The sequence below is a fragment of the Rodentibacter sp. genome (genome assembly GCF_057314195.1).
On the sequence record NZ_DBHLAM010000045.1, the window covers coordinates 21,365 to 43,734 of the forward strand.

Below are 22,370 nucleotides of genomic sequence, written 5' to 3' on the forward strand. Positions count from 1 at the left end.
TGTTTTAGTCAGCCGATTCAAGAGCGGATTGTGCAAACGCCGACAGTGGCTGATTTAGTCGAATCTGCTGAAAATCAATTTGTGTGCGGTCGCCTTGCACTTCATTGAGCTGTAGGCGTTTGGCGGTTTGGTCGCCTTCAATTTCGATAGAGGTGAAAATTTGCTTCATCAATAAACTGTTCGGTGTGAGCATCAATTTCCAATTTTGTGCATTGCCCGATAATTTCATGTCAAATTGAGATTTCAACCCATCGATATTGCCGGACAACAACCCCAAGAATAAACCAATTTGCTCGCTTTGCCCCGGTTTTTGATTGCCCGTCCATTGCTTGCCATTCCATTGCGTGATGCCGTCCGGTTTAACACGCAGTTGGTTGGCAAAGGGTTTTTCTAATTGCCAAAGCAGGCCCTTTTTCGCCACTAAGGTAAATTGTCCTTGCAGAGTAATCGGAGCGGCAAGAGATTTTAAGAAACGCTGTTGTACGAACCGACCTTGCACGTTTTGCGGTTGTTGCAGTTGTTGTACCAACTCAGCTTCGGAGAACGCCCAAGTAAAAGCGCTGAACAAAAAACCGCCAATCATCAATAAAATACGCATTGTTTTTCCTTAATCTTCTTTGCTAAAACTCGCATGGTTTTCGACCACTTGCCGCCAACAAGGCGGTGTTTGCCATTGCGTTTCGCGCGTGGCAATGCTGACTGCAACCTGCGTCGTACTGGCCGAGGTGAGTTTTTGACCGCTTTCGGCATCAAAAATCAGATAATCAATGCGCAAACAGCTTTCATATTCGACCACTGCAAGATCAATACGAATACGTTGACGAAACAAGGCGGGTTGTATGTATTTGATATTAAGCTGTACGATCGGCCAGCCGAAACCTTGTTTTTTCATTACGTCGTAGGTGTAACCAATTTCTTCAAGAAATGCGCAACGCGCCATTTCAAGGTATTTGACATAATGGCCGTGCCACATAATGTCCATGGAGTCTACGTCAAAAAATTGAATTTTATGAACGGAACTGTGACGACAATAAGCATGTTTTTTCATTCTTGATCATTCCAGAAGTTATAAAAATTAAACCAAAGTAGCGGATTTTCCGCGCATTCTTGCGCAAGAATATCGGCATATTGTTGCATCACGGTTAGAATCGCTTGCTCGCGTTGGGCACCGCGTCCTTCAATACAAGGCACAAAACGGCGCAATTTCATTCGGTAACGGCCGTGTTCTTTTAAACAAAATAGCGTATTGATCGGTGCTTTGAGAATACTTGCCAGCAACCAGGCACCTTGTGGAAATTCCGCCACATCGCCTAAAAAATTCACCAATGCGGTTTTATCACCGCGTAACGGGACACGATCGACGGCAATGGCAATCCATTCGCCTTGTTCCAAACGTTGCGAGAGAGTGAGCATTTTTTGCGCGTCCAAGTCTTCCACTTGCATTAATGACAACGTATTCGCCCCCGCTGCCGTCAGCGCTTGATTAAACGCTTCAGCATTACGACTATGCACCAACACATTCAATTTAAAAGCCTGATGCGGCCCGTTATCGAGCAAGGCACGGCAAATTTCGATATTGCCAAAATGCGAACAAACTAAAATTTGTCCACGACCGTCGCGATCCATATCGGCAAATAAATTATCTTTATCGTCAATGGTGAGATCATCGTAATGAATTTTATGTTGCCACACGGCAAAGTTATCGCAAACCATTTCGCCGAATCGTAAAAATTGACGAAAGACGGAAGCGTGCGGAAGATTTAGTGTCGGATAATAGCGTCGTAAACGGGTTTGATAGGCGCGAATATTGCGTCGCGCTTTTGCGCTCGTGAGGTAAAAATAACTCACCACGATGACGCTTATCGGTTTAATTAACCAAAGCGGGCCATATTTCACAATGAGCCGTGTGAGCTCTAAAAAAAAGGCGTTGCCGCGTTCCGCTTGCTTTGCCCAATGGGTCGATTTCATTACATTTTTCCCATGAGAAAACGTTTTAACATAGCGAAAAATAAACGCGCGTGCATTTTGCTAATCAACCAATTATCGGCCAAGCTACGAAAGTGCGACACGCCGTCTTGTGCATAACGGATTCGGGTGTCGAGCCAAATAAATTCAATGCGGTGCCAGTGGGCTTTCACGAGAATTTCGATATCGAAATCCATTCGATCGCCCAAAAATTCCCGTCGAATTAACGGGGCGATCGTCGCTAGCGGATAAATCCGAAAACCGCACATACCGTCTTTAATATCAAATGAATGGGTGTGCACGGCGTTCCAAAAGTCGGTGATTTTACGCCCGTATAAACGCGCTTTCGGGGCATCGTCACCATAAATCGGACGACCACAAATTAACGCGGCCGGATTTTCTTGAGATTTCGCCAGCATTGCGGGACAGTCGGCCAGGTTATGCTGCCCGTCTGCGTCTACTTGCAAAGCATGCGTAAACCCTTGTTCTGCCGCCAATAACAACCCCGCTTTCATCGCCCCGCCTTTCCCTTGATTTGGTGTACAGTAATAAATTTTTACGCCTTCTTGCGCAAAAGTCTGAAGCACTTGGCGATGTAATTCGGTTGAACCGTCATCAATCACTAACACGGGCAATCCAATGCGGTGCAGTTCGGCGAGCACGGCGCCGAGGGTTGCAGAATGATTGTAATGAGGAATAACGGCAACCGGGTTAAACATAAAATGACTCATCTTTTTGATTCAAAAATATTTGCTCGAAATCTGCGCGGCTGATTTTTGATTGACTATTACGCGGCAAGGCGCGGGTAAAGCGCCAATAACGCGGTAAAGCGGAATGTTCTTGGCTTTCGCTTAAATCGTGGCGTAGTCGTTGCACTATCGCTTGACGGCCTATGCGACGATATGCGCTTATACCTTCCTCGCTCAAGGCTAGCCATGCAGCCGGTCGGGGATACTTAGGGTGTTGCGCGACATAAGCGTCGAGCACCCAAGGATGTTTCAATATATCTTGTTCAATTTTTACCAGCGAAATGCGCTTGTCGCCGAATTTCACAATTCGGTCGATTCGTCCCAATAAATGAAATTGCGCTCCTGAAATTTCTACCGCATCGGCAGTTTGTTCCCGCTGCTCCAGCCAAGGCGATTCCACCCATAATGCGCCTTGCTCATTTACGCCTAAACGCGTCACCGGCGTCGGTGTCCATAAACCGGGCTGCTCGCGAAAAGCAATCACGCCGGTTTCCGTACTACCGTAACCTTCAATGATTTTTGTGTTTAATTGCGCACGCATCGCTTTTGCCGTGGTCTCGGGTAACATGCCGCCGGAAGACAAAATAGCGACAATTTGACATCGATGTAACGCGGGATCGGATAAATTCAAATGAGTCAACAAGGCCGGACTGCTAATCCAAATACTACGCGGAACAGATAAACTTTCCGCAATAAGGTACTCGGGGTAAGGCAGTTGTTTACGGGCAATTGACCAACCCATCGTCAACGGCAACATCACTCGATAGGATAAGCCGTAATGGTGTTGCGTCGATACGCTGGAAACTACATGGATATTATTATCGGACGGAATAGCTAACGAACGACTAATAGCATCGGATTCTTGCCACATTTTTTCCGCCGTTTTTTTCATGATTTTCGGCTGCCCGCTGCTACCGGACGTTTTCAACCAAATTTCGGTTTGACTGGTTTTGTCGATGCGTAACTCGGGATTCGCTACAGTTTGTGTGATGCCGTAGGTTTCAAAAAGAGCATCATCAAATAAAAAATCGGCATTTTCTTCAATCCATCGGCGATTTTCTTCCAGTAAATTCGGCGGCAATAAAATTTTGACATCAGCCTCAAAACAAGCAAGCATCGCACAGGCAAAATACGCCGCATCATCAAACCAAAAGGCAACCGTTTGAATATGTGCTTGGCGCAATTGTTGACTGATTTGTCGACAACGATGCGCGAAGTCTTGACACGTCCACTGCGGATTGCGTGCGATTAATGACGTCGCTTGAAATGGAAGATTCATAGTTTATTTCCGTTGTTGTACTTGTCGGCGAACCAGCCATTCAACCGACATAACTGATGCCATCAATAGATAAGACCAAACACCGGTGTACCAGGCCCAATCATCATAACGACCGAATAAAATTAAACCGGTGGAAACGATAATATTAAAAATAAAAACGCCGCACCAAACTTCGGTCACCCGACGCGTGTAAAAGACGGCGCGATTTGATAATTGTGGTTCTTGTAAACGAGCGAGTCGTTCGACGAAGGATTGTTTGGTAAACAAGCTGCCGCCGAAAAGACTCAGCATTAAGGCGTTCATCAACACCGGATACCAATACATCGCATCTGTTTGTTTATACCAACCGACTAGCGTGAGAATTATCGCCATTAGGCAAGAAAAATAGCGTTTTGAGGCTTGTTGATGGAAGGCTTTTAGCGCCCATAATATCGCCAGCACATAAGGCAGTTGCACTAACTGTTGTTGTTCACCGAGCAGATAACCGAGCGGATATGCAATGGTGGCCAGCATCAGCACCGCATTGAGCAGAATCGTCACCTAGCGCTCCATCAGTGCAAAACCGCTACAACAAACTTCACGCTCGGTGAGCAATTGAAACTTTATCCGTTGTTTAACCGCATCCCATTGTAATTGAATTTGGAATCGATCCGCCGGCCGTAAGAATTTTTGGAATTTTAGTTGTTCAAAACGTGCAATCGTCGGAGCAAAACCCAAAAATTCGCTAATCTGATCGGTAATCCATTGTAATTCCACCACCCCCGGCACTAACGGGAAATCCGCAAAATGGTCGGTTAAAAATACTAAATCCAACGGCACTTTACCTTCAATGCGGTGGCCATTTTCGGTTTGCTCGGCATTTAACCAAATGGCATCAGTTTGAGTGGTCACGCAAATACGCTCAAATTCCGCTTTGTTGATTTTCGACTGGCTGTTGCGCGGTAATTTATCGGTAAAACGCCAAAAACGCGGCACGGCGGCCTTTTCTTGGATTTGTTCTAATGCCTGTTTGAGTTGATGAATTAACGCGCGACGTCCTTTTTCACGAAATTGCTCAATACCTTGCGCGGTTAAACCGACCCAAGCCACTAGGCGCGATTTTTGCGGGTGCTGCGCGATGTAACAATCCTCTACCCAAAGGTGTTGCATTAAAGCTTGTTCGACGCCAACTAAAGCAATGCGTTTGTCGGCAATTTTTACAATGCGATCCGCGCGCCCCAAAAGGCGGAAACCCTTCGCTTCAAACTCCACCACGTCGGCGGTTTGTTCGCGTCGAGCCAACCAATCGGCTTCAATCCAAAGGGCACCTTGCGCATCACTGCCTAATCGGCTATTCGGCAAAATTCGCCATAAGCCGCTATCTTGACGTATTGCAATCGGACCCGTTTCCGTACTGCCGTAAATTTCCACCAACGGATGCTGAACTCGGCTGCGAATTTCGTCAGAAAGCGTCGCAGGCAAAGCGCCGCCGGAAGAAATAATGCCTTCAATACGACTTGAAATCGGCATCTTTTGCCAATCAATGCTGGACAACATCGCCGGACTGCTGACTATTATCGCGCGATGAGCCTGTTCCGCTTCGCGCATAATACATTCCGGATAAAATTGTTGAATGCGGCCGATTTGCCAACCTTTCACCAACGACATCATAATATGCACGGTTAGCCCATATACGTGTTGTATGCTAACGGTACTGATAGTGTGAATATCATTGCTGTCGTTAAAAGGCAGCGCTTCTGCCAAGGCACAAGCACCCAGCCATAATTGACGGGCGGTTTTGACGATGGTTTTGGCTTCGCCGGTGCTGCCCGAGGTTTTCAACCAGATTTCAGTTTGATTATGCACATCAAAGAGCGGTTGATTTTGCCAATCTTTTTGCCATTCAATCTGCAAACCGAATTCGCTAAATAATACGCTATTCGGCTGATGAAAATCGGTGCGATCGGTAATCCATAGATCCGCATTCTCATTCGCCCAGGCTAAACTCTCCGGCGTGTCATTTGCCGGAAATAACGTGCGAACACCGACGAACCACGCGCCTAATAAGACGCAGGCGAGCTGTGCGCCGTCTTCCATCCACAAGGAAATCGACCGAATTTTACGTTGTGTCAATTCGGCAGCGATTTGTTTGGCACGATATTCAAAATCGCGAAACGCCCAAGCGGGCGATTGGGCGATAAAATGATGTTCTAAGTAAGGTAACATTATACGGTCGGGCGGTTTTGGCTAATTTTCAATACCGCTTGCACTACATCATCCACGGTACGTACATTACGAAAATCTTCCGCTTGCAGTTTATGTCCGGTTTTGCGTTTAATGTGATCAATTAAATCAATTGCATCGATACTGTCGATTTCCAGCTCTTCATAAAGATTAGTTTCCGGCTTAATGCGCTCCGATTCAATTTCAAATAACGTATGCAAGGCATCGGCCAATAAATCGCGAATTTCTTGTTCAGTCATCTTACGCCTCGCCTTTTTGAGAACGAATGAAATCCGCTAAAGTGTTCACACTTTCAAAATAATGGCGGACTTGTTGCTGTTCGCCGTCTAATTGCAAACCGAAGGTTTTTTGCACAGCAAGACCTAACTCCAACGCATCCACCGAATCTAAACCCAAGCCATCGGCAGCAAATAGCGGCATGTCATTTTCGATATCCGCCGGGCTAATATCTTCCAATGCCAAGCTCTCAATAATGAGTTGTTTTAATTGTTGTTCAAGTTGCATGGTTAGTTATCCTTTTGTAAGGTCTGAGAATTAAAATAATCTTCTAAATATTTTGTTAGACGGCGGGAAGCCATCGGAATGGATTGTTTTTGCAGCCATTCTTGCGGATTGATATCTTCTCCGACAATCAATTCATAATGAATTTTTTGATTGGGAATTTTATACCAAGGATCACCTTTTTTGAGGCTTAATGGATACATTTTTATCACTACCGGCGTAATCACTTGTGCGCTGCGCAAACCAATAGAAATCGCCCCCCGATTTAATTTCACGACACTATCCCAACCGGTTCGAGTGCCTTCAGGAAAAAGCAATAAGGCTTGGCGTTGCAGCACCGCATCGGTTTGTTCCAACAGTTCTAAAGATTCGCTATTGGGTAAAAAACCGCAAGCTAAAATTTGATTACGCATTGTCGGATTTTTTAATAAATCCTTTTTCACGATACAGTTAAGACTCGGCGTTCGGCTTAAAATCAGCACCACATCAATTAATGAAGGATGATTGGCCACCACTAATTGGCCCGCTCTACCGAGTCGTTCAAAGCCCTGATACGACACCTGCAACACACCGGTCCAAGAAAGATAGCGCACAAAGAAAAACCAAATTTTACCGACCCAACGACGCACTTTTAGCTGTGTGGCATAGCTTGCGTTTTTAGTTTTTTGAGCATAAGGAAGTAAAACGAGCTGTAATAACACACCAACAATCGCCCACAAGAAAAATGCCAACGCGGTTGCCAAGAAACGACCAATTCGGTTTAGTTTTGGTGCCATTGCCAAGTACTTCCATTTGCATTTTTCACATTAAAATCAACCGCTTGCAAATACTGTTGTCTCACCCACTCCAAAGCGCTGTCCGGAGTGTATTTGCCTTGTCCGTTTTCGTTTAAGGTCAAAGTAAATTGCTCGCCTTTTTCAACCACAAGAGCAAGAGCATAGCCCCAAGGAGAACGATGCACCGGAACAGCGTTATACATTGAGGATAGCGGTGTTTCGGCGATAATAACCAACACCTGCTCAACGCCTTCATTAAGCTGTAAATACGCTTCCAATAAGGCAATTTCTAAATTACCGCCATTCGCCATTAACGACGTGGTTTCCGATTTCACTTGGCGTAATTCCGACCATTGGCCGACCAACGCATTATGCACGGAAAGACTAAAAGAGGTGGGAGAAACGTCACCTTCCCTCAAAAGCGAATGCCAAAGGGCAAAATTGCGCTCCATTTCACTGTTTGCCGATGCATAAACCACCGGAATATCCGGATTTTCGGTTACTAAATCCCAAGCTGCTTCAAAAAACAAACGCGCCGAATGACTCAAACGGCGACGTTTTAATGCCGGTAAAAAAGCTAATTTCGGTGTGAAATCTTCGAAGTTTTCCCGATTGGCCAGCCAATGAGCGTTACCTTTAAGCCAATCCGCTTCGCTTAATGATTTATCGCAAACAATTTTCCATTGTTTAATGGAAAAGGAAAACTGGCAAATCGGCATAATTAGTAGTTTTTAAATAATTGATTAACCATTAAGTCGGTTTGCCCCTGCAAACCGGTTTGTTTTGCACGCTCTTTTTCATCTCCTCGGCGTTTATAGCCAACAACGCCCACTTCCGATTTAGTTTTCGCGTTAATTACGCTGAATTTGGCTCTTGCAATGAGTTGGCGATTTCCTTTTGCATTGGCGATGAGGATATATTCACAATCTTTACCGTCATTTTTCATTGCTTCCGAGCTGATTCTTTTATTTGCCAAACTGGTTTTTAATGCTTCCACAAAATTGTCCGGAGCCGAACGGGTACTTGCTTTAATACAAAGATGGCGAATGTTTAATGCACGCTCAACGCTTTTTAAATTGTCCTCATCCACACCGGACGAACAGCCGGCCAGAACGCTTAACGCCAAACTGGATAAAAGTAGTTTTTTCACTCTGTTTTCCTTAAGTTACTTAGCAATTAAAATAGCCCGGATTCTACACTAATTTAAATTTACAGGGAACCGCTAAATAGCGCTCTTCGCTTTGCATAAATCTGATATACTCGCAAAGACTTTTTTGATTATTCCCGGAGGAAAAAATGAAACTTATCAGTAAACTCGGCATTATTTTGGCCGCCACTTTAATCGTAGCTTGCGCGCCAAGAGACACCGTACACTATTATTCCATTTCCGATGCGCTTAATTCTTCCGAAGCGAAAACGGCGCTTAATCCAAAAGTACAACTTTATTTCGGTAAAGCCGCGCCGGGGAAAGTCGTCGTACCGAATGCGGTGACTAACAAAAAAACCAATGCAGCGAATAAAACCGATGAAGCCTCTTGCCAATGGGCGTTTATCTCCGCGGTTAAACAATTACAAGAACGGGCAGAAAAAGAAGGCGCGACGAAAGTCGGCAATATTGTGAGTTTCTATAAAAAACGCGCTTATCAAAGTACTTCCCAGTACGAATGCCATGCAGGCAATTTAATGAGCGGTGTGGCATTAAAAGGTCAAATCGTAAAATAACCCAAAGCCGGCTGAAAAGCCGGTTTTGTTTATCTTAAAACAGCACCGCATTGGAACCGGCTCCAATGCGGTGCTATTTGGTAAGGTCAATTTTCAGTCTCGCGTAAATGCCGTTTCGGCACCTTCTAAATCATCGATTCTAAGGCCCAAAGTTCTCGCACGCTTTCGCGTCGGCGAATTAAGTACGCTTGCTCGCCGTCCACCAGCACTTCGGCGGTACGTGGGCGGGAATTGTAGTTTGATGACATACTGGCGCCGTACGCGCCGGCTGAGCGTTGTGCGATAAAATCGCCTTCGGCGATCGCCAATTCGCGCTGTTTCCCGAGGAAATCCGAGGTCTCGCACACCGGCCCCACCACGTCGTAAACCGCTTTCTCACGCACTAAAGTCCGATCGACTTCAATGATATTCATGTAAGCTTCATACAACGCGGGACGAATCATATCGTTCATGCCGGTATCGGTGATGGCAAAATTGCGGTTTTCGTTGCTTTTCAAATATTGCACTTTCGCCACCAAAATTCCGGCGTTAGCGGAAATCGCACGTCCCGGTTCAAGAATGATTTCAAGTTCTTGATAATTTTTGAGTTTTTCCAATAACGCCTTGGCATAATCGCTCGGATGCGGTGCTATTTCGGCATGGTAAGTCACGCCCAAGCCGCCGCCTAAATCCAAGTGTTGCAGTTTGATGCCGTCTTGTTTTAATTGTTCCATTAACAAAACAAGGCGATCCGTAGCGTCTAAGAACGGTTGCAATTCGGTGAGTTGCGAGCCGATGTGGCAATCCATCCCGGTAATTTTCACATTCGGCAAAGTCGCGGCGAATTGATACGCGGCGCGGGCCTCGTCCGCACTTATGCCGAATTTATTTTCCTTCAAACCGGTAGAAATATAAGGATGCGTATGCGCGTCCACATCCGGATTGACACGCAGGGAAATCGGCGCAATTTTGCCCATTTCGCCGGCAATTAAATTGATGTGTTTGAGTTCAGACAAGGATTCTACGTTAAAACAACGAATACCCACCTCCAATCCGCGCATAATTTCTTCGCGCGATTTCGCCACGCCGGAAAATACCACTTTCGACGGATCGCCACCGGCCGCCAATACACGTTCCAATTCGCCTTGCGACACAATATCAAAGCCCGAGCCGAGCTTAGCCATTACGCTCAATACGCCAATATTCGAGCAGGATTTCACCGCAAAGCAAATCAAATGCGGATGCTCGCCCAATGCGCTGTCGAACGCGTGCCAGTGGCGTTCCAACGTGGCGCGGGAATAAACGTAAAGCGGTGTGCCGAATTGTTCGGCGAGTTGTTGAACCGGGAGATTCTCGGCGTAAAGTCGGTCGTTTTTATATTGGAAGAAATCCATCTTGTGTTCCTTGTCGCAACCATGTTGACTTGCTTTCAGGACGAATACCTTCGCCCCGACAATTTATTTTACTTGCTGTTGTGCCGGCTCTTTTTCCGGAAAATACAACGGCCCTTTTACGCCGCAGCCGGAAACCAGCGCGCAAACCGCGCTTAATAAGAAAACAGATAGTAACTTTTTCATTTTTTCTCACTTGCTCATTGGTAAATCCGCCTTTCACAAGGGTGCGAAAGGCTTTATAATCTGCCGCATTCTATCAGATTTAAGCGGGAAAATTTTATGAATATCGCAGAATTTCACCAAAATATCGAACAAGTTTGGCAAAAAATCGAAGAAGATTTAGAGGAGCAAGGCGTCGACGCAGATTGCGAAACCCAAGGTTCTGTGTTCACCATTACATTCGACAACCGCACTCAAATCGTGCTCAACAAACAAGAGCCACTGCTTGAACTCTGGCTTGCCGGCAAACTCGGCGGTTTTCATTTTGCCTTTAAAAATGGCGATTGGCTCACCAATGACGGTAAACGCTTTTGGAACGTTCTGACGGAAACTTGTGCCGCCCACGGTGAGACCGTGCATTTTTAATATGACCGATTGTTCTTCGTCATCAACGCACTGCCCAAATAGCACCGCATTGGAGGTACTCCATTCGGCCTTCGGTTATCAATCTTTCCGCAAAGGGCAAGAGGAAGCGATTAACGCCGCGCTAAACGGGCAAGATGCGCTGGTGGTGATGGCGACAGGTAACGGTAAATCGCTCTGTTATCAAATTCCCGCCCTTTGTTTCGACGGACTGACGTTAGTCATTTCACCGCTGATTTCATTGATGAAAGATCAGGTGGATCAGTTGCAAGCCAACGGTATCGAGGCCGATTTTCTCAATTCCAGCCAAACCCTGCAACAGCAGCAACAGGTGCAAAATAAGCTAATTTCCGGCCAACTAAAATTGCTTTACGTGTCGCCGGAAAAAGTGATGACGAACGGCTTTTTTCAGCTGATTTCTTACACTAAAGTGAGTTTTATCGCCATTGACGAAGCGCATTGCATTTCTCAATGGGGACACGATTTTCGCCCGGAATATACCCAACTCGGCGGGCTAAAATCGAGCTTTCCCGACGCGCCGATCATGGCACTCACAGCAACCGCCGATTACGCCACGCGACAAGATATTCTCACTCACTTAAAGCTGCAAAATCCGCTCCAATACATCGGCAGTTTTGATCGCCCGAACATTCGTTACACGTTGGAAGAAAAATTCAAGCCAATGGAACAATTAACGCGTTTCGTGCTGGCGCAAAAAGGCAAAAGCGGCATCATATATTGCAACAGCCGTAGCAAAGTAGAACGCATTGCGGAAAGCTTGCGTAGCAAAGGCGTGCCTGCCGCAGCTTATCACGCGGGCATGGAAACGGCGCAACGCGAACGCGTACAGCAGGATTTTCAGCGTGATAACGTACAAGTGGTGGTGGCGACCATTGCGTTCGGCATGGGCATTAATAAATCCAACGTGCGTTTTGTGGCACATTTCGATTTGCCGCGCAGCATTGAATCCTACTATCAGGAAACCGGCCGCGCGGGGCGTGACGATTTGCCTGCTGAAGCGGTGCTGTTTTATGAGCCGGCGGATTATGCCTGGTTACAAAAAATGCTGTTGGAAAAACCGGAAACACCACAACGTCAAATTGAGCAGCACAAACTGGAAGCCATCGGTGAATTCGCCGAAAGTCAAACTTGTCGCCGTTTGGTGTTGTTGAATTATTTCGGTGAACATCGTCAAACTCCTTGCAATAACTGCGATATTTGCCTCGATCCGCCGAAAAAATACGATGGTTTGATGGATGCACAAAAAGTGATGTCAACCATTTATCGCGTGGGACAATGTTTCGGTGCGCAATATATCATCGGCGTGTTGCGCGGGATGCACAATCAAAAAATTATCGAACGCGGCCATGACAAACTCAGCGTGTACGGCATCGGCAAAGATAAAAGCAAGGAACATTGGCAATCGGTGATTCGTCAATTGATTCACTTAGGCTTTGTACAACAAGTTATCGGTGAATTTAATGCCACGTTGCGACTCACCGAAAGTGCGAAGCCTATCTTAAAAGGCGAAGTACCATTGGAATTGGCAATGCCGCGTATTTCTGCGATCACCAAAATTACCCATAGTCCGCAACGCAATGCGGTGCCAAATTACGACAAGGATTTATTCGCCCGTCTGCGCTTTCTGCGTAAACAAATCGCCGACAAAGAAAATATTCCGCCTTACATCGTGTTCAACGACGCGACCTTACAAGAAATGGCGCAATATATGCCGACCTCTAAAACTGAAATGTTGCAAATTAATGGCGTGGGCGCAATAAAGCTGGAGCGTTTCGCCCAACCGTTTATGGCATTAATTAATGAACATAAAATGCTTTTAATGAAAGCTCAGAACGAATAAAAAATCCCCTTGCGGGGATTTTTTCTTAAGCGTCAGTTTTTTTTGTCTTCTTTGTGCTTGCTTTTGCTGTTGCACTGGCCTTCGGCTTTACTTCGGCTTTAACGGCGGTTTTCGCTGTTGTCGCTTTCTTCGTGGCCGCTTTCTTCGCAGGCTCTTCTACGACTACCGTTTCTTTTTTGACCGTTTCTTTTTTGGCCGTTGCCTTTTTAGCGGTTTCTTTTTTAGCGGTTTCAGCTTTCTTCACGGTCTCCGCTTTCTTCACGGTTTTTGGTTTCTCTACAGTTTCTTTTTTCTCTGCAGTTTCTTTTTTCTCCGTGGTTTTCTTCGTCGTGGTTTTCTTCACCGCCGTTTTTTTCGTTGCCGCTTTTTTCTTCGGTTTTTCGGTCAAATATGCCATTTTCCATTCATTGAGTTTTTCCAACAAAACTTTACCCATCGGGCTTGGATCACCGGTGAATAAGGTTTGCAAGCCGTTATTTTCAATGATATGGCGACGTAACGCTAAACGCTCTGCGTGGTTTTCCGCTAAACGAATTGCACATTCCACGTATTCATCCGCATTTTGCGCAATCAACCATTCCGGTAAACCGAGACGTTTAAATAAGCCTTCATCGATATGTTCGTGCACTTCCGGCCCGGTTTTACACACACCGACTAAACCAAGCGTCACCATGTCAATAATACCGTTGGTGTTACCGAACGGGAACGGATTCACCATCATATCGCAGCCTTGTAATACACCAAGATATTCATTGTAAGGAAGGTGGGAGTGTGCAGTGGCATCATCACCTAAATAATTTTTAATGAAGCGTTCTACATAAGGATGAGTCAGACCGATGGATTGTCCTAACGCAAAATGGAAATGGACTTTTACTTTTGCGCGATCGCGAATTGCTTTCAGCGATTCCATGAAATAAGGATTGAGTTTCATGGTAGTGGAGGCGATACCAATATTCACCACTTCCGGATTTTCGCGTAATTTGTATTCCACATGTTGTGGCGCTAAAGCGGAAGGCACGTAAGGCAAGGCATCTTTTGGTAGGCGCAATAAAGTTTCGCTGAAACAGGCTTCGGAACCGACGTAATCGTCTTCCACAATCACGTATTCGATAAAATCGGAGTGAGTTGTCGCCGGGTGCCCCAATGCGACCACTTGAATCGGCGCAAGACGGGTATTGCTAGCAAAAATAGGTAATAAATCCATCCCGATACTCGGCATATAAAATACCGCCGCCTTATTTTCTTCACAAATCCCACGAATAAAATTCAAGCGCTCAAAAATATTCTCGCCTTTTAGTTCTCTAAACTCGTCAAAAACCTCGCGGCCGGCTTGATCCACCGCGTCGTTGCCGATTCCGATTAAATGAAAACGTTCACGTGCCGCAATCATCGATGTAGAGTGGGTACGATAAATAGAGTGGGAAGAATGGAAATGTTCAAGTAAAACGACCATGACCGGTTTGCCATTAATCTCACCGATTTCAGTGATTTCTCGGTCTTGGAATCCACCGGTTAAAATATGTCGGCGAATAACTTGATTTAACGCCTTTTTCACGAGATGTTTATTTTCCGCAATATCGTAACTACAATGCATGTACACATCGTGAGAAATCGCGCTCGGCAAATTATTGAGGTTTTCGATTTGCACAAGTTTTTCCGGGAACCATTGCAACAAGGTACCGCGTTTACTAAAAGCTTGCGTGGTCCCCACAAAACGCGGTGATTGCAAAGCAAACGCTAATGCCGCGCAAAAATCGCGATCTAAATTCCATAGCGCATCTAAATTTAAATTAATATTAGATTCCGGCAGATAAAGAATACAGAATTTAATTAATGCCTCTTTGCTGTCACTTAAACGAAAATCGGCGAAATTATAAGGGTCTTCGTTTTGGTTTAAGGTGGCGAGAATATGATCCGCATTAACGTAAGGTGAGGCGGCAAAAATAACGTTAATCCAACGTTGTAATGTGAGGAAATGTAATGCGCCGGATTGTGAAATCACAAGTTTAGGATCTTTAAACAGCTCCGTCATCGCGTGTGCCATACGGGTGGCAAAATACACCGTTCTGTCTTGCTCTAAGTATGCCGGTTGTAATTGTTCCGGAAAGGTAAATTCTATGCCGTTAACAGCACCAAAATTTGAATCGATCTTGCTTAAAATATCAAGCAATTCTAGGCAAGCGGCTTCATAATTTTTGTCCGCTACCGCTTTTTCAAAGCGTATTAAACTTGGCTGTTTTTGTTGTTCAGTCATAATTTTGTTTCCTTAAACTAAAATTAACAGGTTCCCCACAGATCATATTCGTCCGAATGGGTAATATTCACTTTAATTACATCGCCGACTTTCACGTCGATGCCGCTAAAATTTTCTACATAAACCAATCCGTCTACTTCCGGCGCATCGGCTTTCGAACGACCGATAATTCCTTGCTCGTCAATTTCATCCACTAAAACATCGAATGTTTTGCCCACTTTTAATTGTAAACGATTCGCTGAAATTTCTTGTTGTAATTGCATAAAACGGTGGAAACGTTCCTCTTTCACTTCTTCCGCTACTTGATTTTCCATCTCTGTCGCCGGTGCGCCCTCTACCGCGCTAAATTTAAAACAACCTACATGATCAAGCTGCGCTTCTTTTAAGAAATCCAATAGCATTTGAAAATCTTCTTCCGTTTCACCCGGGAAACCGACGATAAAAGTCGAACGTAAAGTCAAATCCGGACAAATCTCGCGCCATTTTTTAATCCGTTCCAACATACGCTCAATACTGCCCGGTCTTTTCATGGCTTTTAAGATTTTCGGACTGGCATGCTGCAACGGAATATCTAAATACGGCAGTAACGTACCGTCCGCCATTAACGGAATCAAATCATCGACATGCGGATAGGGATAAACATAATGCAAACGCACCCAAATACCAAGTTTACCGAGCTGTTTACACAGTGTCATCAAATCGCTTTTAATCGGCATTCCGTTCCAGAAAGACGTTTTCACACCGCCGTCTTGTTGTTTTAAATCCATTGAATAAGCCGAAGTATCTTGCGACACCACAAGTAATTCTTTCACGCCCGCGTCCGCCAAACGTTTGGCCTCATCCAACACCTGCGTAATGGAACGACTTTCCAAATCGCCCCGCATTGAAGGAATAATGCAGAAAGTACAACGATGATTGCAACCTTCAGAAATTTTCAAATAGGCATAATGTTTCGGGGTGAGTTTCACGCCTTGTTTCGGTACCAGGCTAGTGTAGGGACTGTGAAGCGGTTTCGGCACATGTTTATGCACCTGTTGCATCACTGCTTCGTAGCTGTGCGGGCCGCTGACCTCTAATACTTTGGGATGCACTTCTCGAATGCGGTCCTCTTTGGCACCCAAACAACCGGTGACAATCACGCGACCGTTTTCTTCCAACGCCTCGCCGATGGCTTCGAGAGATTCCTGCACCGCGCTATCGATAAAACCGCAAGTGTTAACGATGACCAAATCCACGTTTTCATAGCTCGGTACGATGTGGTAACCGTCACTGCGCAATTCGGTCAAAATACGTTCGGAGTCCACCAGATTTTTCGGACAACCCAGACTGACGAAACCGATACTCGGCGCTGAAATTTGCATAAATTATCTCTATATTTCCTCATTTTTCGGGTTGCAGATTGTACTCAATTTAAACAAAAAAGGCGATAAGTTAAAACCAAAAACATTGTAAATAAAGAATTTGCTATATTTTGCCAAATGAAGTCGTTAGAATTCGGTAACCTGTTTATCCGTTGCTTAATATTATTATGGAAAATTCATCTCTTCTATTGGCCCCGCTTTTGGGGTCATATCATTTAATGGTGCTCGGTAAAATGTTTTTAGCCTTTTTGTTGGGCAGTATTATCGGTTTGGAACGCGAGCTTAAACACAAACCCGTCGGCATTAAAACTTGCGCCATTATCGCAATTACTACATGCACGCTAACCATCGTTTCCATTCAGGCCGCGGAACATTACGCGCAAGTGTCGGAAAATATTCGTACCGACCCAATGCGCCTTGCCGCTCAAGTAATTAGCGGTATCGGTTTCTTAGGCGCGGGCGTCATTTTGCATAAAAAGAACGATGCTATTTCCGGTTTAACCACCGCCGCGATTATTTGGGCAGCCGCCGGTATCGGTATTGCTACCGGCGCGGGTTTTATTTTTGACGCATTAATTGCCACCGCGATGATTTTAATCGCTATTCGTTTCAGCCCACTGATTCAGCGCCTTGTGCGCCACAAAGGACGCAAAAAGAAAAACAAAATTATCATTCATCTCGGTTCATCGGCGGCCATCGCGGCAGTGACGAACTTATTGATACAAAATGACTACCGCATTGAAAACCTTTCGGTGAAAGATTTAGCCAATGGCGAAGTACGCGTACAAGTGCGTTGTCTCGCCATCGAGCAATCTATGTTGAAGGATGTTTATACGCTGTTGAAAACCGAACCGGAAGTGTTAAGCGTAGAATTATTTGAAAATTAATATGGCGTCAAATACATCATCGACACTTAATTTGAACATGCCAAATAGCACCGCATTGAAATCGCATAAAAACAAATTATCTTGCTCGGAACGGAAAAAACTTGATTTTGAATGGACTATCTTGTAATTAATAGCCCTTCAAACACAACATTAACTAAGGAAAAATTATGAAAAAAGTCGGTTTTATTGGATGGCGCGGAATGGTTGGTTCCGTATTAATGGATCGCATGGTGCAGGAAAATGATTTCGCAAATTTAAATCCTGTTTTCTTTACTACCTCTCAAGCCGGTCAACCTGCGCCGGTTTTCGGCGGCAAAGCGGCGGGCGAATTAAAAAACGCCTTCGACATCGAAGAACTGAAAAAATTAGACATTATCGTCACCTGTCAAGGCGGTGATTATACCAATGAGGTCTATCCGAAACTCAAAGCCAGCGGCTGGGACGGTTATTGGGTGGATGCAGCCTCCGCCTTGCGTATGAAAGACGACGCCATCATCGTGCTCGACCCGGTAAATCAACATGTCATTACCGACGGCTTAAAAAACGGCATTAAAACTTTTGTGGGTGGCAACTGCACGGTGAGTTTAATGTTAATGGCAATCGGCGGTTTATTTGAAAAAGATTTAGTCGAATGGATTTCTGTCGCTACTTACCAAGCGGCCTCCGGCGCCGGTGCCAAAAATATGCGCGAACTTTTAGTACAAATGGGATTATTGGAACAATCCGTTAGTGAAGAGTTAGCCAATCCGGCCTCGTCTATTTTAGATATCGAACGCAAAGTCACCGCGCAAATGCGTGCCGATAATTTCCCGACCTCGAATTTTGGCACCGCATTGGGCGGCAGCCTGATTCCTTGGATTGACAAACTGCTGCCAGAAACCGGACAAACTAAAGAAGAATGGAAAGGCTACGCGGAAACTAACAAAATTCTCGGTTTAAACGATAAACCGATTCCGGTAGACGGTTTATGCGTGCGCATCGGCGCATTACGTTGCCACAGCCAAGCGTTCACGATTAAATTGAAAAAAGACTTGCCGTTGGCTGAAATCGAACAAATCATCGCGGCCCATAATCCATGGGTAAAAGTGATTCCGAACGATAAAGAAGCCACGCTCCGCGAACTCACGCCGGCGAAAGTCACCGGCACCTTAAGCGTGCCGGTTGGCCGTTTACGCAAATTGGCGATGGGGCCGGAATATTTAGCCGCCTTCACGGTGGGCGACCAATTATTATGGGGCGCTGCCGAACCGGTGCGTCGTATTTTGCGACAATTAGTTGCATAATTTTGATTCACATAATAACGGGCGTATTTAATACGCCCTTTTGCATTATTAAACCTTATGATTCGAGAACCCCACTTCACCGAGTTCGCCCTCAAAGAACTGTTGCCTTTCTTCGCGCAATTTCCCACCCAATATCTGGTGGGCAAAAATGATGTCAATATCACTTATCGCCATTTAACGCATAACGAAAGTGCGCTCAGAAAATTAATGATTTTAGTCAACGGACGCGCGGAGAATATGCTGAAATGGTCAGAACTCGCCTATGATTTTTATCATCAAGGCTACGACGTGTTACTTTTCGATCATCGCGGGCAAGGCTATTCCGACAGATTGTTAAAAGAGAGCGAAAAAGGACATTTGGACGAGTTCCATTTTTATGTCGATGACATGGCAAAAATTGTCGAAAAAACAACTGCGCTTTTCAACTACCAAATTCAACATCTGCTTGCCCATTCTCTCGGTTCGTTAATTGCCACTTATTATTTGGCAAACTGTGCTCACCGCATACAAAAAGCTGTCCTGTCTTCGCCCTGTTTCGGCCTGCCACTAAAACATCCGCTGCGTGACGAATTTATTATTGCGCTGATGAATTTGTTTGGCCAAGGTGAGCGTTATGTATTCGGCAAGGGTGCTTATAAACCGGCTCACCTTGAACACAATGAACTGAGTTTTTGTGAAACTCGGATGAAATGGATGAATCGGGTAAATCGCAAACACGCTGAACTTCATTTGGGCGGCCCGACTTTCCGTTGGGTCCATTTGTGCCTCAACGCCGTCAAGCGCTTACCGAACATTATTCCGCGAGTGGAAATTCCGGTGCTGATTTTGCAATCGGAAAAGGAAAAAATCGTCGATAACAAAAAGCTGGGAGAATTGGCCGCGCGCTTTCCTAACGCCCGTTGTGAAACGGTGCAAAATGCTAAGCATGAGATTTTATTCGAACGCGACGAAATTCGCGCCAAAGTGATGGATAAGTTACGCGCGTTTTATTGCTCATGCTGAGCTGGCACGCCGTACCGCGCGGGTTCAATGCGGTGCTAAATCAGCGATCCACTTCAGCTTATCTATTTTTAGTTATATCAGCACGCATTAGTTTGAATTTAAGTCAAATCTGATTAAATTCCCCTTTCAATAAATCAAAGGCTGATTTTGACATATCGTCAACATCAGCCTTTTTGATGAATAAATGCGGTCGGTTTTCAACATGTTTTTCTGCATTGAAAAACGCCTCAAAAATCTACCGTACTTTTTTGTTTCTGCCAACCGTTAAAAAGTATCACATTGTGCCGGATTGCCGCTGGTTAGTCCCACTTTAAACCATTGCAAACGCTGGGCTGAGGTGCCATGGGTGAAACTATCGGGAACCACATAACCTTGACTGCGTTTTTGCAGACGATCATCGCCTACGGATTCCGCTGCGTTAAACGCTTTTTCAATATCACCACGTTCAAATAAACCGCTTTTTACCGCTTGTGATGCCCACACGCCGGCATAGCAATCCGCCTGAAGTTCCAATTTTACGGAAAGTTGATTCGCTTCTGCGCGGGATGAGCGACTTTGCAGACGATGCACTTGTGTCAACGTGCCTAATAAATTCTGTACATGATGCCCCACTTCATGGGCAATCACATAAGCAAACGCAGATTCGCCGGCTGCACCCAGTTTATTTTTCATGTCGTTATAAAACGATAAATCCAAATAGACCCGTTGATCATTCGGGCAATAAAATGGTCCCATGGCAGATTGCCCCGTGCCACACGCCGTTGGGGTTACGCCGTTGTAGATAACCATTCGAGGTTCTACATATTGTCGGTTATTTTTGGAAAAGTATGTGGACCACACTTCCTCGGTGTCGCCTAGCACCACTTTAGAGAGTTTAAATAATTGGTCTTCTTGCTGGGATTGCAAAGGTGAGCTTTGCGTAGTGCCCACCTCCATCTCACCGACCAAGCCTGATAAATCCACGCCATAATAAGCGCCGACCAAAATAATGATCAGCCCCAAAACACCGGTCGGTTTTCCGCCACCGAAACCACCGCCCGATGAGCGTCTATCTTCCACATTTGAACTTTCTCTACGACCTTGCCAACGCATAATTTTTCCTATCTTCAAATTAAATTCGCGTTATTCTAATCTAGAACCCTTTTTTCCGCCTAACATTTTATTCCTAGACTTATATAGCTGAATTGGTTATGTTGTGGCTCCCTGAATAAATCAATAAGGAGATGAAAATGGGATTATTTGATTTTGTCGGCGATATCGGCAAAAAAATTTTTAACAAAGAAGAAGAGGCTTCCGCCGCAGTAACCCAACACATTAACGAAGACAACCCGGGTGTTGCGGATGTGGCGGTAAAAGTCGAAAATGGTGTGGCTAAAATTTCTGGCCTGGCCAGCTCTGCCAGCGCTTTAGAAAAAGCGGTATTAATGGCGGGTAACATCATCGGTATCAGCAACGTCAATATTGATGAGGTGACAGTAAAAAACGGTGAAAACCTTGCCGGCGATGATGAATTTTATGTTATCCAAAAAGGCGATACGCTTTGGAAAATTGCCGAAAAACATTACGGTGACGGCAACAAATACACGGCGATCGTAACGGCGAATAAAGAAGTAATTAAAGACGCAGATAAAATCTTTCCGGGGCAAAAAATTCGTTTACCAAAAAACTTATAGTTTTATTTAAAAACGTTTCGATAAAAAACCGCACTTTAACATTTAAATTATAAACGTCATCTGCACGTGAATAAGTCAACCCCATAAACGACTTATTCACGTGCAGATTTTTTATGGAAAACATTATTCAATCGAATTTTAAATACTCCCCCAAAAAAGGAGCTATCCAGGGGGAGGCATAAATGATTACTTTCTTACTTTATTTAAAATTATCAATGCGGTGCTATTTTGACCTTCCGCCACTGCTTGATTGTTCCCCCACGATAGCGCGCGTCTCCAGACCACAGCTATTCGAAACCTTAACTTGGAGCCCCAAGACGGTTAACACCGCTTGGGTCTCCGACACAAATTAAAACAATCTCTTTAATTAAAAGACTCTCAATTTCTATCGCTAATTTTAATTTAGCCATCTTATAACCGGATAAACCGTTTTCTTTCTTAAATAGCCTTGGCTTCCTAACGCGTGCACAAATCTCAAACTTACCTGAATGAGATCTTCACTATTTTTATTAATAAATCTAGTTCATCACTCTCCTTCTAAAAAAGTAAATTAAAAAAAGAAAAAAACACCCGTTGAATACTTGATTGCAAACTTAATTAATTCATATAGTTCCTTGAAAAATACATTTTTATCTAAGTACTTCAGTACAATTTCTAGTAATAATTCAAGTTCTTCCTTTTTATCTATATATTCATCCTCATAATCATCTATATTTTTATTTATGACGGAATTTACCTCATTAAAGAAACCCAATTTCCAGATCTCATTATATAATTCATTGGTTAAATTAATTTCTATTAAATCACCATCAATTGACAAATCATAGTCAAGTCTTTTCATTGCCTCTACAGATACAGGGACACTGATAACTTTCATTA

At 44.7% G+C, this 22,370-nt stretch carries 25 protein-coding genes; 7 read left to right on the top strand and 18 right to left on the bottom strand.

Going from position 1 to position 22,370, the window contains the following annotated elements; all coding sequences use genetic code 11:
- Positions 1–4: 4 nt before the first annotated feature.
- From ACO59Y_RS06360 to ACO59Y_RS06415, 12 genes are read right to left on the bottom strand one after another with little or no spacing between them, the layout of a single operon-like run.
- Positions 5–598: an outer membrane lipoprotein carrier protein LolA gene (locus tag ACO59Y_RS06360; RefSeq protein WP_486131648.1), complete on the bottom strand. Its 594-nt coding sequence runs from the start codon at positions 596–598 to the stop codon at positions 5–7.
- A gap of 9 nt (positions 599–607) precedes the next feature.
- On the bottom strand, positions 608–1,048 hold the full coding sequence (locus tag ACO59Y_RS06365; RefSeq protein WP_486131650.1) for an acyl-CoA thioesterase: 441 nt from the start codon (positions 1,046–1,048) through the stop codon (positions 608–610).
- Positions 1,045–1,968 (bottom strand): lysophospholipid acyltransferase family protein, encoded by a 924-nt coding sequence (locus ACO59Y_RS06370; RefSeq protein ID WP_486131652.1) that lies wholly within the window; start codon positions 1,966–1,968, stop codon positions 1,045–1,047. The genes ACO59Y_RS06365 and ACO59Y_RS06370 overlap by 4 nt, the downstream gene beginning before the upstream one ends.
- Positions 1,968–2,696, bottom strand: coding sequence for a glycosyltransferase family 2 protein (locus ACO59Y_RS06375; RefSeq protein ID WP_486131654.1), 729 nt, complete (start codon positions 2,694–2,696; stop codon positions 1,968–1,970). The genes ACO59Y_RS06370 and ACO59Y_RS06375 overlap by 1 nt, the downstream gene beginning before the upstream one ends.
- Complete coding sequence (locus tag ACO59Y_RS06380; protein WP_486131656.1) at positions 2,677–3,993, bottom strand: AMP-binding protein; 1,317 nt, start codon at positions 3,991–3,993, stop codon at positions 2,677–2,679. The genes ACO59Y_RS06375 and ACO59Y_RS06380 overlap by 20 nt, the downstream gene beginning before the upstream one ends.
- A gap of 3 nt (positions 3,994–3,996) precedes the next feature.
- Positions 3,997–4,533: a COG4648 family protein gene (locus tag ACO59Y_RS06385; protein WP_486131658.1), complete on the bottom strand. Its 537-nt coding sequence runs from the start codon at positions 4,531–4,533 to the stop codon at positions 3,997–3,999.
- Positions 4,534–6,201, bottom strand: a complete 1,668-nt coding sequence (locus tag ACO59Y_RS06390) for an ApeI family dehydratase (protein ID WP_486131728.1) — start codon at positions 6,199–6,201, stop codon at positions 4,534–4,536.
- Positions 6,198–6,455 (bottom strand): acyl carrier protein, encoded by a 258-nt coding sequence (locus ACO59Y_RS06395; protein ID WP_486131660.1) that lies wholly within the window; start codon positions 6,453–6,455, stop codon positions 6,198–6,200. Before ACO59Y_RS06395 ends, ACO59Y_RS06390 begins: the two co-directional genes overlap by 4 nt.
- A gap of 1 nt (position 6,456) precedes the next feature.
- On the bottom strand, positions 6,457–6,720 hold the full coding sequence (locus tag ACO59Y_RS06400) for a phosphopantetheine-binding protein (RefSeq protein WP_486131662.1): 264 nt from the start codon (positions 6,718–6,720) through the stop codon (positions 6,457–6,459).
- 2 nt (positions 6,721–6,722) lie between these two features.
- Entirely contained in the window at positions 6,723–7,493 is a 771-nt protein-coding gene (locus ACO59Y_RS06405; protein ID WP_486131664.1) for a lysophospholipid acyltransferase family protein, read from the bottom strand.
- The gene (locus tag ACO59Y_RS06410) at positions 7,478–8,212 is read right to left on the bottom strand and encodes a beta-ketoacyl synthase chain length factor (RefSeq protein ID WP_486131666.1); all 735 of its coding nucleotides are present in this window, start codon (positions 8,210–8,212) and stop codon (positions 7,478–7,480) included. The genes ACO59Y_RS06405 and ACO59Y_RS06410 overlap by 16 nt, the downstream gene beginning before the upstream one ends.
- A 2-nt stretch (positions 8,213–8,214) precedes the next feature.
- Positions 8,215–8,643 carry a hypothetical protein gene (locus ACO59Y_RS06415; protein WP_486131668.1) on the bottom strand — a complete coding sequence of 143 codons (429 nt, stop codon included), beginning with the start codon at positions 8,641–8,643 and terminating at the stop codon, positions 8,215–8,217.
- A gap of 146 nt (positions 8,644–8,789) precedes the next feature.
- Between ACO59Y_RS06415 and ACO59Y_RS06420 the strand changes: the two genes are divergently transcribed.
- Positions 8,790–9,215, top strand: a complete 426-nt coding sequence (locus tag ACO59Y_RS06420; RefSeq protein ID WP_486131670.1) for an excinuclease ABC subunit A — start codon at positions 8,790–8,792, stop codon at positions 9,213–9,215.
- A gap of 125 nt (positions 9,216–9,340) precedes the next feature.
- On the opposite strand, the gene lysA is transcribed toward ACO59Y_RS06420, so the two are convergent.
- On the bottom strand, positions 9,341–10,588 hold the full coding sequence (gene lysA, locus ACO59Y_RS06425; protein WP_486131672.1) for a diaminopimelate decarboxylase: 1,248 nt from the start codon (positions 10,586–10,588) through the stop codon (positions 9,341–9,343).
- Positions 10,589–10,651: 63 nt separating this feature from the next.
- Positions 10,652–10,771 carry an LPS translocon maturation chaperone LptM gene (lptM, locus tag ACO59Y_RS06430; protein WP_373603459.1) on the bottom strand — a complete coding sequence of 40 codons (120 nt, stop codon included), beginning with the start codon at positions 10,769–10,771 and terminating at the stop codon, positions 10,652–10,654.
- A 96-nt stretch (positions 10,772–10,867) separates the two neighbouring features.
- Between lptM and cyaY the strand changes: the two genes are divergently transcribed.
- Positions 10,868–11,173, top strand: coding sequence for an iron donor protein CyaY (cyaY, locus tag ACO59Y_RS06435; protein ID WP_486131674.1), 306 nt, complete (start codon positions 10,868–10,870; stop codon positions 11,171–11,173).
- A gap of 1 nt (position 11,174) precedes the next feature.
- Positions 11,175–13,031: a DNA helicase RecQ gene (gene recQ, locus ACO59Y_RS06440; protein ID WP_486131676.1), complete on the top strand. Its 1,857-nt coding sequence runs from the start codon at positions 11,175–11,177 to the stop codon at positions 13,029–13,031.
- 25 nt (positions 13,032–13,056) lie between these two features.
- Here the strand turns inward: recQ and ACO59Y_RS06445 are convergent, their stop codons facing one another.
- Both ACO59Y_RS06445 and rimO read right to left on the bottom strand, forming a co-directional pair.
- Positions 13,057–15,285 (bottom strand): UDP-glucose:protein N-beta-glucosyltransferase, encoded by a 2,229-nt coding sequence (locus ACO59Y_RS06445; protein ID WP_486131678.1) that lies wholly within the window; start codon positions 15,283–15,285, stop codon positions 13,057–13,059.
- 23 nt (positions 15,286–15,308) lie between these two features.
- The gene (gene rimO, locus ACO59Y_RS06450; RefSeq protein ID WP_486131680.1) at positions 15,309–16,646 is read right to left on the bottom strand and encodes a 30S ribosomal protein S12 methylthiotransferase RimO; all 1,338 of its coding nucleotides are present in this window, start codon (positions 16,644–16,646) and stop codon (positions 15,309–15,311) included.
- Between the two features lie 167 nt (positions 16,647–16,813).
- Between rimO and ACO59Y_RS06455 the strand changes: the two genes are divergently transcribed.
- The 3 genes from ACO59Y_RS06455 to ACO59Y_RS06465 all read left to right on the top strand — a co-directional run bounded on the left by ACO59Y_RS06455 (position 16,814) and on the right by ACO59Y_RS06465 (position 19,818).
- Complete coding sequence (locus ACO59Y_RS06455; RefSeq protein WP_486131682.1) at positions 16,814–17,533, top strand: MgtC/SapB family protein; 720 nt, start codon at positions 16,814–16,816, stop codon at positions 17,531–17,533.
- Positions 17,534–17,700: 167 nt separating this feature from the next.
- A complete protein-coding gene (asd, locus tag ACO59Y_RS06460; RefSeq protein ID WP_486131684.1) occupies positions 17,701–18,816 on the top strand; it encodes an aspartate-semialdehyde dehydrogenase in 1,116 nt (371 codons plus the stop codon).
- 57 nt (positions 18,817–18,873) lie between these two features.
- Entirely contained in the window at positions 18,874–19,818 is a 945-nt protein-coding gene (locus ACO59Y_RS06465; protein ID WP_486131686.1) for an alpha/beta fold hydrolase, read from the top strand.
- 264 nt (positions 19,819–20,082) lie between these two features.
- On the opposite strand, the gene ypfJ is transcribed toward ACO59Y_RS06465, so the two are convergent.
- The gene (gene ypfJ, locus ACO59Y_RS06470; protein WP_486131688.1) at positions 20,083–20,910 is read right to left on the bottom strand and encodes a KPN_02809 family neutral zinc metallopeptidase; all 828 of its coding nucleotides are present in this window, start codon (positions 20,908–20,910) and stop codon (positions 20,083–20,085) included.
- Positions 20,911–21,047: 137 nt separating this feature from the next.
- Here ypfJ and lysM point away from each other — a divergent pair, with 137 nt between their 5' ends.
- Positions 21,048–21,491 (top strand): peptidoglycan-binding protein LysM, encoded by a 444-nt coding sequence (lysM, locus tag ACO59Y_RS06475; protein ID WP_486131690.1) that lies wholly within the window; start codon positions 21,048–21,050, stop codon positions 21,489–21,491.
- Positions 21,492–22,041: 550 nt separating this feature from the next.
- Here the strand turns inward: lysM and ACO59Y_RS06480 are convergent.
- Positions 22,042–22,368, bottom strand: a complete 327-nt coding sequence (locus ACO59Y_RS06480; protein ID WP_486131692.1) for a hypothetical protein — start codon at positions 22,366–22,368, stop codon at positions 22,042–22,044.
- Positions 22,369–22,370 lie beyond the last annotated feature (2 nt).

Excerpts from the sequence above, each read along its gene's own strand:
- ACO59Y_RS06360 (WP_486131648.1), bottom strand. The coding sequence starts at position 598 with ATGCGTATTTTATTGATGATTGGCGGTTTTTTGTTCAGCGCTTTTACT.
- ACO59Y_RS06365 (WP_486131650.1), bottom strand. The coding sequence starts at position 1,048 with ATGAAAAAACATGCTTATTGTCGTCACAGTTCCGTTCATAAAATTCAA.
- ACO59Y_RS06370 (WP_486131652.1), bottom strand. The coding sequence starts at position 1,968 with ATGAAATCGACCCATTGGGCAAAGCAAGCGGAACGCGGCAACGCCTTT.
- ACO59Y_RS06375 (WP_486131654.1), bottom strand. The coding sequence starts at position 2,696 with ATGAGTCATTTTATGTTTAACCCGGTTGCCGTTATTCCTCATTACAAT.
- ACO59Y_RS06380 (WP_486131656.1), bottom strand. The coding sequence starts at position 3,993 with ATGAATCTTCCATTTCAAGCGACGTCATTAATCGCACGCAATCCGCAG.
- ACO59Y_RS06395 (WP_486131660.1), bottom strand. The coding sequence starts at position 6,455 with ATGACTGAACAAGAAATTCGCGATTTATTGGCCGATGCCTTGCATACG.
- ACO59Y_RS06400 (WP_486131662.1), bottom strand. The coding sequence starts at position 6,720 with ATGCAACTTGAACAACAATTAAAACAACTCATTATTGAGAGCTTGGCA.
- ACO59Y_RS06405 (WP_486131664.1), bottom strand. The coding sequence starts at position 7,493 with ATGGCACCAAAACTAAACCGAATTGGTCGTTTCTTGGCAACCGCGTTG.
- ACO59Y_RS06410 (WP_486131666.1), bottom strand. The coding sequence starts at position 8,212 with ATGCCGATTTGCCAGTTTTCCTTTTCCATTAAACAATGGAAAATTGTT.
- ACO59Y_RS06420 (WP_486131670.1), top strand. The coding sequence starts at position 8,790 with ATGAAACTTATCAGTAAACTCGGCATTATTTTGGCCGCCACTTTAATC.
- lysA (WP_486131672.1), bottom strand. The coding sequence starts at position 10,588 with ATGGATTTCTTCCAATATAAAAACGACCGACTTTACGCCGAGAATCTC.
- lptM (WP_373603459.1), bottom strand. The coding sequence starts at position 10,771 with ATGAAAAAGTTACTATCTGTTTTCTTATTAAGCGCGGTTTGCGCGCTG.
- cyaY (WP_486131674.1), top strand. The coding sequence starts at position 10,868 with ATGAATATCGCAGAATTTCACCAAAATATCGAACAAGTTTGGCAAAAA.
- recQ (WP_486131676.1), top strand. The coding sequence starts at position 11,175 with ATGACCGATTGTTCTTCGTCATCAACGCACTGCCCAAATAGCACCGCA.
- ACO59Y_RS06445 (WP_486131678.1), bottom strand. The coding sequence starts at position 15,285 with ATGACTGAACAACAAAAACAGCCAAGTTTAATACGCTTTGAAAAAGCG.
- rimO (WP_486131680.1), bottom strand. The coding sequence starts at position 16,646 with ATGCAAATTTCAGCGCCGAGTATCGGTTTCGTCAGTCTGGGTTGTCCG.
- ACO59Y_RS06455 (WP_486131682.1), top strand. The coding sequence starts at position 16,814 with ATGGAAAATTCATCTCTTCTATTGGCCCCGCTTTTGGGGTCATATCAT.
- asd (WP_486131684.1), top strand. The coding sequence starts at position 17,701 with ATGAAAAAAGTCGGTTTTATTGGATGGCGCGGAATGGTTGGTTCCGTA.
- ACO59Y_RS06465 (WP_486131686.1), top strand. The coding sequence starts at position 18,874 with ATGATTCGAGAACCCCACTTCACCGAGTTCGCCCTCAAAGAACTGTTG.
- ypfJ (WP_486131688.1), bottom strand. The coding sequence starts at position 20,910 with ATGCGTTGGCAAGGTCGTAGAGAAAGTTCAAATGTGGAAGATAGACGC.
- lysM (WP_486131690.1), top strand. The coding sequence starts at position 21,048 with ATGGGATTATTTGATTTTGTCGGCGATATCGGCAAAAAAATTTTTAAC.
- ACO59Y_RS06480 (WP_486131692.1), bottom strand. The coding sequence starts at position 22,368 with ATGAAAGTTATCAGTGTCCCTGTATCTGTAGAGGCAATGAAAAGACTT.